At 68.0% G+C, this 15,772-nt stretch carries 12 protein-coding genes; 10 read left to right on the top strand and 2 right to left on the bottom strand.

Translation table 11 applies throughout. The annotated features are described in order from the left end of the window. The first annotated feature begins 175 nt into the window (after positions 1-175). Both SPO_RS07805 and SPO_RS07800 read left to right on the top strand, forming a co-directional pair. Entirely contained in the window at positions 176-1,318 is a 1,143-nt protein-coding gene (locus SPO_RS07805) for a glycosyltransferase (protein WP_011047270.1), read from the top strand. Between the two features lie 30 nt (positions 1,319-1,348). After that, positions 1,349-2,056 carry a hypothetical protein gene (locus SPO_RS07800; protein WP_011047269.1) on the top strand — a complete coding sequence of 236 codons (708 nt, stop codon included), beginning with the start codon at positions 1,349-1,351 and terminating at the stop codon, positions 2,054-2,056. On the opposite strand, the gene SPO_RS07795 is transcribed toward SPO_RS07800, so the two are convergent. Next, positions 2,020-3,132, bottom strand: coding sequence for a GNAT family N-acetyltransferase (locus SPO_RS07795; RefSeq protein WP_044028107.1), 1,113 nt, complete (start codon positions 3,130-3,132; stop codon positions 2,020-2,022). The genes SPO_RS07800 and SPO_RS07795 overlap by 37 nt on opposite strands. Next, the gene (locus SPO_RS07790; RefSeq protein ID WP_044028106.1) at positions 3,099-4,175 is read right to left on the bottom strand and encodes a GNAT family N-acetyltransferase; all 1,077 of its coding nucleotides are present in this window, start codon (positions 4,173-4,175) and stop codon (positions 3,099-3,101) included. The genes SPO_RS07795 and SPO_RS07790 overlap by 34 nt, the downstream gene beginning before the upstream one ends. Before the next feature lie 203 nt (positions 4,176-4,378). Here SPO_RS07790 and SPO_RS07785 point away from each other — a divergent pair, with 203 nt between their 5' ends. The 8 genes from SPO_RS07785 to SPO_RS07750 all read left to right on the top strand — a co-directional run bounded on the left by SPO_RS07785 (position 4,379) and on the right by SPO_RS07750 (position 15,766). Beyond that, positions 4,379-5,908: a lipid II flippase MurJ gene (locus SPO_RS07785; RefSeq protein WP_011047267.1), complete on the top strand. Its 1,530-nt coding sequence runs from the start codon at positions 4,379-4,381 to the stop codon at positions 5,906-5,908. Positions 5,909-6,151: 243 nt separating this feature from the next. Continuing rightward, complete coding sequence (locus SPO_RS22165; protein ID WP_051420335.1) at positions 6,152-6,787, top strand: DUF4956 domain-containing protein; 636 nt, start codon at positions 6,152-6,154, stop codon at positions 6,785-6,787. A gap of 5 nt (positions 6,788-6,792) precedes the next feature. After that, a complete protein-coding gene (locus tag SPO_RS07775) occupies positions 6,793-9,033 on the top strand; it encodes a hypothetical protein (protein ID WP_011047265.1) in 2,241 nt (746 codons plus the stop codon). Further along, positions 9,030-9,626, top strand: coding sequence for a polyphosphate polymerase domain-containing protein (locus SPO_RS07770; RefSeq protein ID WP_011047264.1), 597 nt, complete (start codon positions 9,030-9,032; stop codon positions 9,624-9,626). Before SPO_RS07775 ends, SPO_RS07770 begins: the two co-directional genes overlap by 4 nt. Positions 9,627-9,772: 146 nt before the next feature. Beyond that, on the top strand, positions 9,773-10,753 hold the full coding sequence (locus tag SPO_RS07765; RefSeq protein ID WP_011047263.1) for an efflux RND transporter periplasmic adaptor subunit: 981 nt from the start codon (positions 9,773-9,775) through the stop codon (positions 10,751-10,753). After that, positions 10,746-13,952: an efflux RND transporter permease subunit gene (locus SPO_RS07760; protein WP_011047262.1), complete on the top strand. Its 3,207-nt coding sequence runs from the start codon at positions 10,746-10,748 to the stop codon at positions 13,950-13,952. The genes SPO_RS07765 and SPO_RS07760 overlap by 8 nt, the downstream gene beginning before the upstream one ends. Positions 13,953-14,027: 75 nt before the next feature. Next, a complete protein-coding gene (locus tag SPO_RS07755; RefSeq protein WP_011047261.1) occupies positions 14,028-14,810 on the top strand; it encodes a quinoprotein dehydrogenase-associated SoxYZ-like carrier in 783 nt (260 codons plus the stop codon). Beyond that, a complete protein-coding gene (locus SPO_RS07750) occupies positions 14,810-15,766 on the top strand; it encodes a quinoprotein relay system zinc metallohydrolase 1 (RefSeq protein ID WP_011047260.1) in 957 nt (318 codons plus the stop codon). Before SPO_RS07755 ends, SPO_RS07750 begins: the two co-directional genes overlap by 1 nt. Positions 15,767-15,772 lie beyond the last annotated feature (6 nt).

Here is a 15,772-nt window from a genome sequence, read left to right as displayed (position 1 = left end):
GTCACAATGTCGCCACCTTATCGCCACATTAACCTTGAACATAACGGGCGGTTGGAAACAGTCTGTTTCCGATACAGTTCAGCTCGATGGCCATTATTGTTTTGCCTTAATATGAGAATGTTAGCCCCCTCGCAGCGTGGTTGTCACCCGTATACAATTCCGGGGCGATACGATTATGGATAATTCCCCTGTCACGCCTCCCCGGCTTGCCATTGTGTTGCCGCATTTGCGCTCGGGTGGCATCGAAATTTCGACCCTCGCGCTGATCCGGCAGTTGCAGGACCGCCGTTTTCGAATCCGCCTGATCCTGGGCAGCCGTACCGGCGAACTGCTGGACCAGATCCCCGAAACGGTCGAGATCGTCGATCTGGGTGGGCGACGGGCGATGGCCTCACTCTGGGCGCTGCGCGCGGCGCTGGCGGGGATGGACGCGGTCTATTCCGGCACCAATGCGCGCAATATCGCGGCACTGCTGGCGGCCCGGCTGCTGCCCGCCCACCAGCGCCCCGTGGTGATCATCAGCGAACACAGCTCTCCCGCCGCCTATCTGGCGATGGCACGCCATCCCGGGCCACGCCGCTGGCTGATGCGGCGGCTCTATCCGCTGGCCGATCTGCTGGCGGTCCCGACCGAGGGGCTGGGTGCTGACTGGCTGGCGGCGCTGGCGCTGGACCGGCCCGCCGTCGCCACCCTGCCCAACCCGGTCCTGTCGCCCGAGGCAATGGCCCTGGCGCAGACGGTGGCTGAGGGCAACGGCCCGCCGCGCGATCCGGCGCTGGTGCTGGCGGTGGGGCGGCTGCATCCGGCCAAGGGGCATGCCGACCTGATCCAGGCCTTTGCCCGGGCCCTGCGCACACGCCCCGAGTTGCGGCTGACGCTGCTGGGCGAGGGCGCGGCCCGGCCTGAGCTGGAGGCGCTGATCGCGGCGCTGGGCTTGCAGCACGCGGTCACGCTACCCGGCTACAGCCCGGATGTGGCGCGGCATATGGCGGGCGCCGGTCTGCTGGTCCTGCCGTCCCATCGCGAAGGATTTGGCAATGTGGTGGTCGAGGCGCTGGCCCAGGGCACGCCGGTGCTGGCCACCGATTGCGACGGACCAAGGCGGCTGTTGGCGCAGGCGGGCGCTGCGGGCCGCATCGTTCCCATCGGCGATATCGACGCGCTGGCGCGCGGCATTGTCGAAATGGCGGGCCAGCCCGAACCGCTGCGCGCCGCGCAGACCGCCGCCCCGACCCTCTCGGCGCGCTATGCCCATGCCGCTGCGGCCCAGACCTTTGCCGATTGCATCGCCCCCCTTGCGGCGCGGCGCCGGGGGTGACAGCCTGAGGCGACCAGAGCCGAGGCCCGGATGTACCCGCTGTTCAGATCGCTTGTTCTCCTGTTGATCGCCGCCACCGCGGCGCAGGCGGCGCCACTGGTCGAGCATCATGCCACCGCGCCCGACCTGATGGCCCGCCCCGACCTGCGTCTGCAACAGCAGAACGGCACCCTTGCCCCCGCCCCTGATCCGGTCGGCGCCCGGCAGGTGATCCGGGCACGGGCCGGAGCGAAACAGGCAGGCAAGGTGGGCAAGGCGGCGCTGATCCTGCCTTTCGATCCGCTTGGCCCGGGCAGTCGCATCCGTGTCACAGCCGAGTTGTTCCTGCCCCCCGGCACCCCCGCCAACTCGATCCATCTGTTTGATCTGGAATGCAAATTCTGTGGCCAGCCCGGCAATCCGGGCCTGCGGCTCTACCTGCGTCATGGTCGCTTGCGGGTGGATCGCAAGAAGATCGGCGGCGGCCATGCCTGGGCCGATGACAGCGCGCCCGCGCTGACCAGCGGCCGCTGGCATCTGGTCACCTGGGACCTGCGCCTGGGCACCGATGCGGCGCCGGGCCACTCGCAAGTCTATCTCGACGGTAAAAGCGTACTCGACAACCGGGGCCGCACCCTGCCCGATGTGCCCGCCGAGCGTGCCGCCATCGACCGGTTACAGATCGGGATCACCGCCAATTCCAACCCCGAGACCGTCACGCTTTATCTGGGGGCCGTCACCTTGGAACGCTGGCCCTGAGCGCGCAGGCGCTCGACCCCGTCGAGCGCCCGGGCCAGCAGCGGGCGCAGGACGAACCGGTGCATCCGGGGCAGGACCACATGGCGTTGGGGAAACCCGTCCTTGAACCGCTCGCGCCCCTCGGCCCCGGCATCGCTGCGGGGTACGCGCGGGTCGTCGCGCCCGGCCAGGTCCAGCCAGCGCGGCCCGTCCGGCTCGGCGTTCCCCGCCCAGCGCCGGATCGCATACCAATAGACCAGATAGGACCGCGGCAGGCGCGCATCGGGATCGGCCCAGCCGTTGGACATGTTAAGCAGGCGCGGCCCGTCGCGCAGCAGGGAAAAGGCCCCGACCGGGGCGCCCTCGGCCTCGACCATCACCAGCGCGCCGCCATGGCGGGCGATCCAGTCGCGCTGCGCCTCAAGCCCCGGCAGCCCGCGCGTGGTCAGATCGCGGGCGCGGGCAAAAGCCTCGGTCCAGTCACGCACACGCACCATTTCGGCCCCGTCCGCGACCGGGCGCAGGGTCAGGCCCAGCTTGTCGAGCTTGCGCAGATTGCGCCTCGCATGAGCTGTGCAGGCGGCAAAGATCTCCTCGGGCACCGGGGCAAGGTCGATCAGGCCGGTGCAACTGTGCAGGCGCTGACGTGCAGGCGGGGCCACCTGCCCGCCCAACCGCGCCAACACCTGTTCGACCGTCTCGGCCTCGGCATCCTCCCAGCGCGGGTTCATGGCGACGGTGATCAGGCCCGCATTGCGCAGGGCGGGCAGAAGCACCCGCAGCACCGGCTCCAGATCGGCGGGGGCGGCCACCACCGGACCGCGCCGGAACGCGCCAAGCGCCAGGCCGCCCGGCACCGGGCTGAGCCGCAGCACGCCATAGGCAGCCAGCCCGCCCGCGTCGCGCTCGACCAGCACATGCCGATAGCTGTGCCGCCCGCCTTCGCCCTGCATCACGTCGGGCCAGTCGGGATCCTGAAGGTAGCTGTAGCCGGGGCTGGCATCGCAAAAGGCCCTGACCGCGGCGTGTTGCGCGTGTGTCAGGTCAGGGCTCAGCACCACTTTCACGACACCACCCCGCGCCGGCCTTTCTGCCATCCGCTGGCCTTGCGGCGCAGACGCCGCAGCCCGCGCGCGGCGAAAAAGGCCGCCAGCGTCGGATCGCCCCGCCGATGGATCAGCACCCGCTCCAGCGGGCGTTCATCGGTCGAAACCTCACGCACCAACCCGTTGCAGCGGGTAAAGTCGAAGCCCGCCGCGCCACCCTCGAACGCGTCGCGGACACTTTGCATGATCGAGTTTCGCCCAACTGCAAGATCGGCGTATTCCTCGTTGAAATCATTGGCCATTCCGTAGTGCATATTGTCATGCACCAGCACGAACCGACCCGAGATCGCCACTTCGCCGACCTGCCGGGCGGCAAGGTAACAGGCCTCGGGGCCCAACCGCTCGAAAAGCTTCTCGACAAAGGCCACCCCCTCGGGCGCGGCCCCGTAGCCGGTACCGGTCAGCCCCTTCCACGAGGCGCGCGAGGCCGCCAGATAGGCATCAAGCGCGGCGCGCCCGTCCCGGTCCGAGCGCAGATCACGCACCTCCATCTCGGCCAGCTTGCGCTCGCTGCGCCGGAACACCTGCCGGGTCTTGGACTTGAGCCCGCCCAGATAGCTGTCGAAATCGCCCTCGGTCGTCACACTGCAGGCGCGCATCGTCGCCTTGCGCCGTACCGCCAGCCCGGCCCGCCGGGCCGCGCGTTCCAGTGCCTCGGCATCGGGGGTTTCCAGCGGCTCCAGCCGCCAGAAGCTGAGCCAGTCGGGCCGCAGCAGCGCCGCCAGCGCCGCGTCGGCATCGGGCAGATCGGGATGCAGCAACCATTGCGCCATGCCGGCCCGCCCCTCGCCCATGGCGGCAACCGCGCGGGCCTGCCCGGTGTGAAACATCGGCAGGGCACCCACCAGCGCGCCCTTGTGGCGCAGCAGCGAGACCGCCAGCCGCCGCCCCTGGCCAAAGGTTTCGGCCCAGCTCAGCAGAAAGGCATGGCTGGCAAAGACACCGCCACCGCCGCAGGCCTCGGCCAGCGCGCGCCACTCGTCCTCGATCGCGGCGAACCCGGCCGGATCGGTGATGCGTTCATAGGCGTACATCCGTCCCCCTCGACGGTTTCCGCCCCTGCCCGCAGCAACAGCTGCCGGGTGGGACGAATATTTCATGTTGCAAGCAAGGGCGGAAAGCATTCAACCTGAATTTCGATGATTTGTACCGAAACACTTTGTTTCCCGGCGGCAGGGACCGCCGTTTTCCCTTTGCGGGCGCGGCCTCGGCCCCCGCAGAAAGGCCTGACCTGATCATGTCCGCCGCGCGCCTTCTGGCCAATATCGTGCTGATGACCGCCCTCAAGCTGGTCGGGCTTTTGCTCAGCGTGCTGCTGATCGTGCTGCAGACCGCCGCCTTTGGCACCACCCCGGCGGCAGATGCCTATTTCACCGTGCGCCGGTTCGTGCTGTCGGCCATCGCCATGACCTTTGAGGCCACCAACCAGCTGGCGGTACCCGAATTCGTGCGCGAGGTGCAGGGCGGCGGTCATTCCGGCATGCGGCGGGCGCTGATGCGCTTTGGCATCCCGATCATCGGGCTGCTCTGCCTGATCGCGCTGGCGCTCTGGGTCTTTGCCGAGCCGGTGGTGCGGCTGCTGGCCCCGGGCTTCGATGACGACCGGCTGGCAAAGGCGGCCGAACTGCTGGGCGTGGTCGCCCTGTGCCTGCCGCTGACCGGGATCGCGGCGCTGGCGGGGGCGTTCAACTTTGCCCGCCGCCGCTTTGGCCTGACCACGCTGGCGCGTCTGCTGCCCCGGGTGGCGCTGCTGCCGGTGCTGCTGGTCGCGGGGGCGGCGGTGACGCCGCTATCGCTGTCCTGGGCGCTGGTGATCGGGGTTGCGCTGATGGCGCTGATGATCGCGGTGCAGGGCTGGCGCGACCTGCGCCGGATGGGCGGCGGCGGCCTCACCACGCCGCGCCGCCCGAGCACGCCGCGCCGGGCCGCGGCGGTCACGATCAACGCCGCCGCGCAGATGGCGATGGGCTGGGCCGATGCCGCGCTTGCCTCGCTGACCGGTCTGGGCGGCGTCACCATCATGTTCGTCGCCCAGCGCCTGCTGAGTGCCGCACCGGGCGCCGTCAACTCGGCGGTGAACTCGGCCTATTACACCGAATACTCCCATGCCGCCGGGGCCGAGGCCGGTGCCCGCCCCAGCATCGCCGCCGCTGTTCGGATCAGCCTGTTCCTGACCCTGCCGCTGGTGGCTTTTGTCATGATCGCGGCCACCCCCCTGATCACCTTTCTGCTGGAGCGCGGCGCCTTTACCGCCGAGGATACCGCCGCCACCGCCGATCTGGTCCGGTTCCTGGCGCCGCTCTTGCTGGTGAACGCGGTGCTGGCCGCCTTTCTGCCCGCCGTTCTGGCCGATGACGGGCTGCCGCTGGTGCGGGTCTTCCTCTGGTTCTCGGCCGCCGCCCTACTGATCCGCTTTGCCGCCGGTTTGCCGCTGGGCGCGCTGTTCGGCCTCAAGGGCGTGGCAAGCTCGATCCTGCTGGCCTCGACCGGCTCGGCCTTGGTGCTGGCGCGCGCGCTCCATCGCCGCCATGGCACGCTGGGCAGCTGGCAGGACCTGCGCCAGATCGCGCTGATGATCGGGGCGGCTGTGGCTGCGGCGCTTGTCTCGGCCCTGCTTTGGCAGCCATTCGGACTGGGCGATCTGGTGCTGCTCTGCGCCCATGCGCTGACGGTTGCAGCACTGTTCCTGGCCGGATGCGCCTTGTGTCGTCTGCCCGAGATCGAGGCCCTGTTCGCGCTGCTGCGCCGCAGGCGGCACCGGGGTTAGCGGCCATTCTGGAAACAGACAGTTTCCAAGGTCGTCGATTACCGTGGCCACGAGGCAAGTTATTGATTAGGATATACGTATCCGGTTGCCCCGGGGGGTTCGAGGACGCCGGTCGCAAGAAGCGTAATCCAGAGGTGGGGGCCTTGCCGATTTCGCTGAACTGCCATGTGGTGCGCTTGTTGCATGGCGCGGGTTCGGCGTTGCCGTATCTCAGGATTGCCGCACAATCTCGGAGGGGGAGATATGGGCGTGCTGACATCCGAACTGGACAAGCTGCTGGCCGTGGCGCTGTTGTTATGCGCCTCGCTGCTGGTGCGACAGGCCGTGATCTTTTCCGGTCAGACCTGGATCCGAACGTTTTCGCATACGCTGACCTTGCTGCTGTTGCCGCTGGTCACCTATTCGCTGACCTCGGTCATCTCGGGCAATATCGCCCTGTCGCTGGGTATGGTGGGGGCGCTGTCGATCGTGCGGTTCCGCAACCCGGTGAAATCGCCGCTGGAACTGGTCACCTATTTCCTGATGATCTCCTGCGGGATCGCCGCAGCGGTCAGCGTCTCGTGGCTGGTGCTTCTGGTGGGCAGCGCGGTGGGCACCCTGGTCGTGGCCGAACTGTTCAACCGCTGGTCGCGACGGGTGCGCGGGGTGGCGCTTTACACCACCTCCTTTACCGAGGGCAACGCGCTGCACACGCTCGAGGTGTTCTCCGAAACCGAGATGCCGGACCTGCTGGCCCATGCCGCGCTGGTCGGGTTTGACAAGACGCCCGAGGGGATCGTCTATCGCTTTGCCAGCCCCTCGCGCCAGGATCTGCTGACGCTGAGCGGCGCGGTCAACGGCCAGACCGGGATCACCCGCATCGCCTTTGCGGCGGCCTGAGTGCCATGTGGCGGCGGCTGCGTCCCCTGGCCCTGCTCCCCGCGCTGCTGCTGGCGCCTGCGGCCGAGGCGGGCTGTGACTTTGCCACCGGGCAATACCGGGCGGAACTGGCCGATATCGCCTCGATCCGGCGGATCGAGGTCAATGTCGACAAGGCCCGCAAATGGGCCCGCAACGGGCTGCGGATCATCACCTCGGAGGGTGAGCAGATCGCCCCGAAATACAAGCGCAGCTTTGCCGGAACCGTTTCGGTGTTCTACGATTTCGGCCGCTGCGACTTTGCCGCCCGGCTGCGCCAGAACGGCGATTTCAAGGATCACGTGGAACTGGACCGGGGCCGCCTGCTGCAAAGCCTGAACATCCGCCTGGACGAGGGCAACATCGCCCATGCGGTGCGCTTCAAGCTGTTCCTGCAAAAGACCCGCAATGCCGAGAATGAGGTGCTGGCCACCCTGCTGTTGTCGCGGCTGGGTTTTCTGGCGCCGCGCACCCGGGTGGTTGACGTGGTGCAGAACGGCACCCCGGTGCGGATGCTGTGGCAGGAAACCGTGGCCAAGGAGTTTCTGGAGCACAACCGCCGCCGCGAGGGGCCGCTGCTGGAGGGCGACGAGGCCTTGCTGGCGCTGTGGTCGGACCGGGGCGGCTATCTGCTCGAGGATCTGGGGCTGGCGCGGGTGGTCAACGGCAAATGGGTCGAACGCGGCGCCGCCTCGGTGGCGATGACGGTAGAGGCCTTTACCCGGCTTCAGACCGCCTATGCCACCTATGGCAACAGCAATGCCCTTGACCCCTCGCAGGCGCTGACCGGCCTGCCCTTGCCGGACACCACCAGCGCCGAGGCCGCGCGCATCTGGTGGGACTATGCCGCGCTGATGTTCGCGATGCGCGCCAGCCACGGGCTGCGCCCGCATAACCGCAAATTCTACTGGAACGCCTTTTTGCAGGGGATCGAGCCGATCTATTACGATGGCGAGGTCGATCTGAAGCGAAGCAAACCGCGCTATCTGCGCGCACGCGACAGGACGCTTTATGCGCCCCATTTCACCGCCGACCGGATGGCGCGGCTGGCTGCGGCGGTGGCGGCGCTGGATGGCGAGGCCTTTGGCGCGCGCTACCGGGCGCTGTGCGCTGGCGGCTGTGCGCCCGAGGCGGGCGGGCACTTTCTGACCGGTGTTGCCGCCAATCTGCCCGCGCTGGTTTTGCCTGCCGAGGGCGCCCCGCCCGCCCTCGCCGATCCCTGGCCCGGTTTCACCGCGCGCCTGTTCGATCACCTGCCCGAGATCCGCAGCCGCGACATCGCCGCCCCCGACCCGGCCAGCGGCATCGCAACGGCGCAGCTTTGCACGCGCGGCGGCTGCACCGCCCAGCGCCTGGACCGCGAAACCCTGGTCGAGGCGCTCTCGGGCGCCGTTATTGACGGGGTTGAACCGGTGATGACCCTCGGCGCGCAGGCACCGGGTGGCATGGTCTATCGGACCACGCCCTTGACCGGTTGGGATCTTACCCTGCGCCACAGCCCCGGCCTGAAGGTCACCAGCGACCCGCAGGGCGGGCGGCTGGTGCTGACCCAGACCGCCCCCGATGACTGGGCGCTTCTGATGGGCGACAGGCTTGAGGGGGTCGAGATCGCGTTTCGCGGCCTGCCGCCGCCCCCGGCGCTGAACGGGGGCGACGCCGCGCCCGAGCAGCGGTTCAACCCCTATGGGCTGACGGGCTGCCTGACCCTTTATGGGATGCGGCTGTCGCAGGTGCGGATCACCGCCACCGGCGGCGGCTGCGAGGACAGCGTCAACATCGTCTCGGCCCGGGGCGACATTGCCCTGCTTGACGTTCAGGATGCCGTCTCGGATGCGGTGGACATGGACTTTGCCGATCTGCACGTGGCCGAGGCGCGGATCACCGGGGCGGGCAATGACTGCCTTGACCTGAGCGGCGGTCAGTACCGGTTCGACCGGGTGCTGGCCAGCGCCTGCGGTGACAAGGCGGTATCGGTCGGCGAGGCAAGCGAGGTCGCCATCGGCGATCTCGAGGCCAGCGCCAGCGCCATTGGCATCTCGTCCAAGGACGGGTCGGGTGTGACGGTGGGTCAGGCCCGTATCGGCGCGACGCTGCATTGTTACGAAGTCTTCCGCAAGAAACAGGAATTCCCCGGCGCCTATCTGCGCCTCGATCCCGCGCCCTGCTCCGGCCCGGCGGGCCGGGTCGATGCAGAGTCGGTTCTCGACCTGCAAGGGGACAGCGGATGAGCTTTCGCATCGAGGAAAAGATCGTTCTGACCGCCAGCGACATGGCGCGCCTGCAAGCTGACCTGCAAGCCCGGGGCATGGTGCCGCTTTATCCCGCGCGGCTGATCCGCTCGGTCTATTTCGACACCAGCGGGTTGCAGATGTTCTCGGACTCCGAAGAAGGGGTGCTGCCGCGCAAGAAGGTGCGCCTGCGCCGCTATCCCGAACAGGCCGACGCGGGCGCGGTGCTGGAGACCAAGATCTCCTCGGTCGAGGGGCGGTTCAAGACCGCCCTGCCCGTCGCCCCCGAAACCGAGCGGCGGCTGTTGCGCCAGGGGCATTTCGACCGCGATTACGGCACTTTGCAGGCGATGGTGGCGGTCAGCTATCGCCGCGCCTATTACAGCCTGGATGGGCTGCGCATCACCTTTGACCGCGATATCGCCTATGCCCGCCCCGATGGGCAGACGGCGCGGCGCGAGGCCTGGACCGTGTGCGAGTTGAAGGCCCCCGCCGAGGCGCCGCTGGATGCGCTGCACCATATCCTGCCGGTGCCCCGGCGGCGGTTTTCCAAGTTTTGTAACGGGGTCTCGGCCGTAATCGCCCGGGCGTGACCAAGGCCGACGCGACGCTTTGACACCGGGTTTTCTGCACAAAAACCCGGGCCGCCCATTGAAACACAATCAATTTTCTGAATATATATGGGACAAGCGGCCTCAACCCGTCGTCCAGACCGGTTGGCCGAACCGAAAGGTGCCTCATGAAAATGATCCTCCCCGCCCTGCTCCTTTGCCTTGCCGCGCTGAGCGCGGTGCCGGCGCTGGCCGAAACCACCGCCCGCCGCGTCACCGTCACCGAATGGAAGACCGTCTTTGCCAAGGTCGAGCCGCGCGACAGCCTGCCCGCCCGCTCGCGCCTGGGTGGCACCTTGCAGGAAATCACCGTGGCCGAGGGCAGCGCCGTCACCCGGGGCCAGCAGATCGGCACCACAGTGGACGAGAAGCTGGAGCTGGAACTGCGCGCCATCGACGCGCAACTCAGCGCGCTTGGGTCAGAGCTGAGCAATGCCGAGGCCGAGCTGGCGCGCGGCCAGAACCTGCTGGAACGCGGGGTGACCACCGAACAGAATGTCGACGCACTGCGCACCCGTGTGCAGGTGATCGAGGGCCGTATCGGCACCACAAGCGCGCAGCGTGACGTCCTGCTGCAACGCACCGACGAGGGCCGCATCCTGGCGCCGATCTCGGGCACGGTGATCGACGTGCCGGTGACCGAAGGCTCGGTCGTGCTGCCGGGCGAGATGATTGCGGTGATCGGCGGCGGCGGCTTCTTCCTGCGCCTCGCGGTGCCCGAGCGGCATGCGGATTTCCTGGCCGAGGGCGACAGCATCGCCATCGCTGGGATCGAGGGGGCCGAGACCGGCACCCTCGCCAAGCTCTATCCCCAGATCGAAAATGGCCGGGTGATCGCCGATGTCGAGGTTGCGGGCCTGTCGTCCAAGTTCATCGGGCGCCGGGTGCTGGTGCGCCTGCCGGTGGGCCGGGCCGAGGTGGTGGCGGTGCCGCCCGCGGCGGTCGCCTCGCGCATGGGGCTTGATTTCGTGCGTGTCGCCAGGCCGGATGGCAGCGCCAGCGAACGGGTGGTGGTGATCGGAACCCCGGTCGAGGCCGAGGGCGAGCCTCTGGTCGAAATCCTGTCCGGCCTCAAGGGTGGCGAAGTGCTGGTGGCCGGACATGAGTGAGGGATCACAGAACACGCCCCTGGGGATCGCGGGCGGGCTGACACGCGGTTTCATCGGCTCGGCCCTGACGCCGCTGATGATCCTGGCGGCCCTTGCCATGGGGCTGGTGGCGCTGATCAGCCTGCCGCGCGAGGAAGAGCCGCAGATCTCGGTGCCGCTGGTCGATATCCATATCCAAGCGCCGGGGCTCAAGGCCGAGGATGCGGTGAAACTGGTCACCGAACCGATGGAGACCATCGTCAAGGCGATCGGCGATGTGGACCATGTCTATTCGCAGACCGGCGACGATTATGCCATGGTCACCGCCCGGTTCCTGGTCGGTACACCCGCCGATACCGCCATCCTGCGCGTACATGACAAAGTGCGCGCCAACATGGACCGCATCCCGGTGGGCATCGGTGAACCGCTGATCGTCGGGCGCGGCATCGACGATGTGGCCATCGTCTCGCTGACCCTGTCCCCGCGCGACGGGGCCGGGGATGTCTCGGCCAACGACCTGACCCGCATCGCGCGCGAGTTGCAGGTGCAGCTGGCCAAGATCGGCGATGTGGGCCTGACCTATCTGGTGGGCGAGGCGCCCGAGGCGATCCGCATCGCGCCCGACCCCGAGCGGCTGGCGCTTTACGGCGTGACGCTGCAACAGCTGGCGGCCAAGGTCGAGGGCGCCAACCGGGCACTGGCCACCGGGCTGGTGCGCGACGGTGGTGAACAGATCGCGCTGGTGGCGGGCGAGACGCTGCACGCGCCCGCCGAGATCGCCAACCTGCTGCTGACCACCCGCGACAACCGGCCCGTCTATGTGCGCGACGTGGCCGATGTGCGCTTTGTCCCCGACACGTCCGAGCGGATCGTGGCCAATGTCACCCGCGACGACAGTGGCGGGTTCCGCCGCAGCCCGGCTGTGACGCTGGCGCTGGCCAAGCGCGCCGGGGCCAATGCCGTGGTGGTGGCCGAAGAGATCCTGCACCGGGTGCATCTGCTGGAACACGATCTGATCCCCGACAGTGTCGAGGTTACCGTCACCCGCGACTATGGTGAAACCGCCAATGAAAAGGCCAACGAGCTGCTGTTCCACCTGGGCCTGGCCACCGTGTCCATCGTTGTGCTGGTGCTGTTCTCGATCGGCTGGCGCGAAAGCATCGTGGTCGCCGTGGTGATCCCGGTCACCATCCTGCTGACCCTCTTTGCGGCCTGGGTCATGGGCTACACGCTGAACCGGGTGTCGCTGTTTGCGCTGATCTTTTCCATCGGCATCCTCGTCGATGACGCCATCGTGGTGATCGAGAACATCGCCCGCCACTGGGCCATGCCCGACAGTGCCAGCCGCACCCAAAAGGCGATCCGCGCAGTGGCCGAGGTGGGCAACCCCACCATCGTCGCCACGCTGACCGTGGTGGCGGCGCTGTTGCCGATGCTGTTCGTTTCGGGGCTGATGGGGCCGTATATGAGCCCGATCCCCGCCAATGCCTCGGCGGCGATGATCTTTTCCTTTTTCGTGGCGGTCATCATCACGCCCTGGCTGATGGTCAAGATCGCGGGCCGCGCGCCCGCCCATGCCCATGACGCAGCCGCCCAGCACGGCGGCGCGCTGGGGCGTCTCTATCGCGCGGTGGCGCGCCCGCTCTTGCGCACCAAATCCGGCAGCGGGCTGTTCCTGCTGGTGGCGGCGGTGTTGTCCTTTGGCTCGCTGGGCGCGCTTTATACCCGCGACGTGACGGTCAAGCTCTTGCCGTTTGACAACAAGTCCGAGCTGTCGGTGGTGATCGACCTGCCCGAGGGCGCCTCGGTCGAGGATACCGACGCGGTGGCGCAACAGGTGGCGCGCCGGGTGCTGGAACTGCCCGAGGTGATCTCGGCCCAGACTCATGCGGGCGATGCGGCACCTTTCAACTTCAACGGGCTGGTGCGCCATTACTATCTGCGCGCCCGGCCCGAGCTGGGCGATGTGCAGATCAACCTGTTGCCCAAGGATGCGCGCACCCGCACCAGCCACGACATCGCGCTGGATATCCGCGAGCGGCTGTCCACGCTCGACCTGCCAGAGGGCACGGTGCTGAAAACGGTCGAGCCGCCCCCCGGCCCGCCGGTCATCGCCACCCTGCTGGCCGAGGTCTATGGCCCCGATGCCGACAGCCGCCGCGCCGCTGCCACCCGCATCCGCGAGGCCTTTGAAAGCGTGCCTTTCGTGGTCGATGTGGACGACAGTTTCGGCACTCAGGCCCGCCGCCTCAGGGCGACGGTCTCGACCGATCAGCTGGAATTCTTCGGCGTGCAGGAGCGGGACGTCTTCTCGACCCTGGCGATCTTGAACGCGGGCCAGACGGTGGGCTATTCGCACCGGGGCGAGGGCCGCCGCCCGATCCCCATCGAGGTCGCGCGCGACAGCGCCGACCGGGTGGTGGACGAGCGGTTCCTGTCGACCCCGGTTCCGGCCAATGTGCTGCCCGGCGCGCGCGGCGTGGTCGAGCTGGGCGATGTGGTCGAGCTGCGCGAAGAGCGCGCCTCCTACCCCGTGTTCCGCCACAACGGGCGCGCCGCCGAGATGGTGATGGCCGAACTGGCCGGTGACTTCGAGGCGCCGCTCTATGGCATGCTGGCGGTTGCCGAGGCGCTGGACGCGATGGACTGGCCCGAAGGGGGCAAGCCCCAGATCCGCCTGAACGGCCAGCCCGAGGATGAAAGCGTCATCACCCTGCTGTGGGACGGCGAATGGGAGGTCACCTGGATCACCTTCCGCGACATGGGCGCGGCCTTTGGCGTGGCGCTATTGGGCATCTACATCCTGGTGGTGGCGCAATTCGGTTCGTTCCGGCTGCCGCTGGTGGTGCTGACGCCGGTGCCGCTGACCTTTCTGGGCATCATCATCGGGCATTGGCTGTTCAATGCGCCCTTTTCGGCGCCCTCGATGATCGGCTTCATCGCGCTGGCGGGGATCATCGTGCGCAACTCGATCCTGCTGGTGGATTTCATCCGCCACGCCAATCCCGAACGCGACAAGATCGAGACGCTGATCGAGGCCGGGGCGATCCGGTTCAAGCCGATCCTGCTGACAGCGGTGGCGGCGATGATCGGGGCGGCGGTGATCCTGACCGACCCGATCTTTCAGGGGCTGGCGCTGTCGCTGTTGTTCGGGCTGCTCAGCTCGACCCTGCTGACGGTGCTGGTGATCCCGGCCATCTACCGCGTGTTCAAGACCTGAGCGGGCGGTATAGAACCAAAGTGCCATTGCCCTTCGCGCCGCCATCTGGCCCAATGCGGCGCGGAGGAGAGAGAGATGTTCAGATACGGGCTTTCCCTGTGCGCCACATTGCTGGCGGGTGCGGCGCTGGCCGCAGATACGCCGCAAGTGCCACTTGACGATCCCTTTGCCTCGGGCATGTGGGAGGATCACCAGATCGCGATCCTGGGCGACCCCGCAGATATCCGGTTCGACGACCGGGTGCGCGTGTTTGCGCCCGCCGCCGCCGAGGATGCGTTTCACGTCCCGCTGCTGATCGACGCCACCGCCATCCCCGATGTCGAGGAGATCGTGGTCACCGCCGATTACGGCCCGATCCCCAAGATCCTGAGCTATTTCCCCGGCGAGGCGCAGGCAAAACTGGCGCTGCGCTTCAAGATCGACCAGGCCACCGCCGTGCGCGCCTCGGTGCGCACCAAAAGCGGCAGCTGGCATGTGGGCGGCACCCTGATCGACGCGGCGGGCGGCGGCTGTACCGCACCGGCCGAGGCCTATGCCTCGGACGACTGGGAGGAGAAGTTGGGCGAGATCCACGGGCGACTCTGGGCCGCCACCGGGCGGGCCCGGCTGATCGTGGATCACCCGATGGATACAGGGCTGGCCGATGGCATCCCGGTCTTCATCATCCGCGACCTCAGCTTTACCAACGACGCCGGGCAGGAACTGGCCCGGCTGGCGCTGAGCGAGCCGGTGAACGAAGACCCGGCCTTTACCCTCTATTTCGACCCCGCGCGGATGCCGCCGCTGCTGCATGTGAGCGGGCGGGACAACAACGGCAACCAGATCGCGGGCACCCTGACGGGCGAGGAAGTCAACTGATGCCCAGCCGCCGTGCCCTGCTGGCCGGTGCCGCCGCCGGGCTGGGTCTAACCGCCCTGCCCGCCGCCCCGGTCTTTGCCCAGGCAAAGCTGCGCTATGATCTGGCGCCAATCCCGGTGCTGCCCGGTGTCTGGATGATCGAGGGCGTCACCGACTATTTCGACAAGGTCAATGGCGGCGCCATCGTCAATTGCGCGGTGCTGCAGGGGCAATCGGGGCTGATACTGATCGACAGCGGCCCCTCGCGCCGCTATGGCGAGGCACTGGCGGCAACCCTGCGCGCGCTGGACCTGCGTGGCGTGTCGGCGGTGGTCAACACGCACCACCACCCGGATCATTTCTTTGGCAACCAGGTCTTTGCCGACCGCCCCATCCTTGCCTTGGGCGACACGCTTGCAGCCGCCCGCCGCGACGGCGACGCCTTCGCCGACAACATGTACCGGCTGCTGGGTGACTGGATGCGCGGCACCGAGCCGGTGCCGCCCAATACCGCGCTGGACGGGGGCGAAGTGACCATAGACGGTCGCCGGTTTGCCACGCTGCCGCTCAGCGGACATACCGAGGCCGATCTGGCGCTGGTCGACGTTGAAACCGGGCTGCTGATCACCGGCGATCTCGCCTTTCTGGACCGCGCGCCCACCACGCCGCATGCGGATCTGGCAGGCTGGCAACAGGCGCTCACCACGCTCGAGGGGTTGGGCGCCCCCGCCGTGCTGCCCGGCCATGGCCCGTTCGACCGCACCGGCGCGTCGCTGCGCCAGACCCGCGCCTATCTGTCCTGGCTGGAGGCGACATTGCACGATGCCGCGCGCACCGGTCTGGACATGGTCGAGGTGATGGATCTGCCGCTGCCACAGGAGTTTGCCGCGATGGGTGCGCAACCGCAGGAGTTTCACCGCTCGGTCGCGCATCTGTTCCCCGGGGTGGAACGCGCGGTGCTGCCGCGGGCGAACTAGCGCCCG

Source organism: Ruegeria pomeroyi DSS-3, from assembly GCF_000011965.2.
Taxonomy (GTDB): domain Bacteria; phylum Pseudomonadota; class Alphaproteobacteria; order Rhodobacterales; family Rhodobacteraceae; genus Ruegeria_B; species Ruegeria_B pomeroyi.
The sequence above is the reverse complement of the archived record's forward strand: the minus strand, read 5'-3'. Positions and strand labels throughout refer to the sequence as shown.

Coding starts and splice junctions, on each gene's coding strand:
- SPO_RS07765 (WP_011047263.1), top strand. CDS start 9,773: ATGAAAATGATCCTCCCCGCCCTGCTCCTTTGCCTTGCCGCGCTGAGC.
- SPO_RS07770 (WP_011047264.1), top strand. CDS start 9,030: ATGAGCTTTCGCATCGAGGAAAAGATCGTTCTGACCGCCAGCGACATG.
- SPO_RS07775 (WP_011047265.1), top strand. CDS start 6,793: ATGTGGCGGCGGCTGCGTCCCCTGGCCCTGCTCCCCGCGCTGCTGCTG.
- SPO_RS07800 (WP_011047269.1), top strand. CDS start 1,349: ATGTACCCGCTGTTCAGATCGCTTGTTCTCCTGTTGATCGCCGCCACC.
- SPO_RS07750 (WP_011047260.1), top strand. CDS start 14,810: ATGCCCAGCCGCCGTGCCCTGCTGGCCGGTGCCGCCGCCGGGCTGGGT.
- SPO_RS07785 (WP_011047267.1), top strand. CDS start 4,379: ATGTCCGCCGCGCGCCTTCTGGCCAATATCGTGCTGATGACCGCCCTC.
- SPO_RS07760 (WP_011047262.1), top strand. CDS start 10,746: ATGAGTGAGGGATCACAGAACACGCCCCTGGGGATCGCGGGCGGGCTG.
- SPO_RS07795 (WP_044028107.1), bottom strand. CDS start 3,132: ATGGCAGAAAGGCCGGCGCGGGGTGGTGTCGTGAAAGTGGTGCTGAGC.
- SPO_RS07755 (WP_011047261.1), top strand. CDS start 14,028: ATGTTCAGATACGGGCTTTCCCTGTGCGCCACATTGCTGGCGGGTGCG.
- SPO_RS07805 (WP_011047270.1), top strand. CDS start 176: ATGGATAATTCCCCTGTCACGCCTCCCCGGCTTGCCATTGTGTTGCCG.
- SPO_RS22165 (WP_051420335.1), top strand. CDS start 6,152: ATGGGCGTGCTGACATCCGAACTGGACAAGCTGCTGGCCGTGGCGCTG.
- SPO_RS07790 (WP_044028106.1), bottom strand. CDS start 4,175: ATGTACGCCTATGAACGCATCACCGATCCGGCCGGGTTCGCCGCGATC.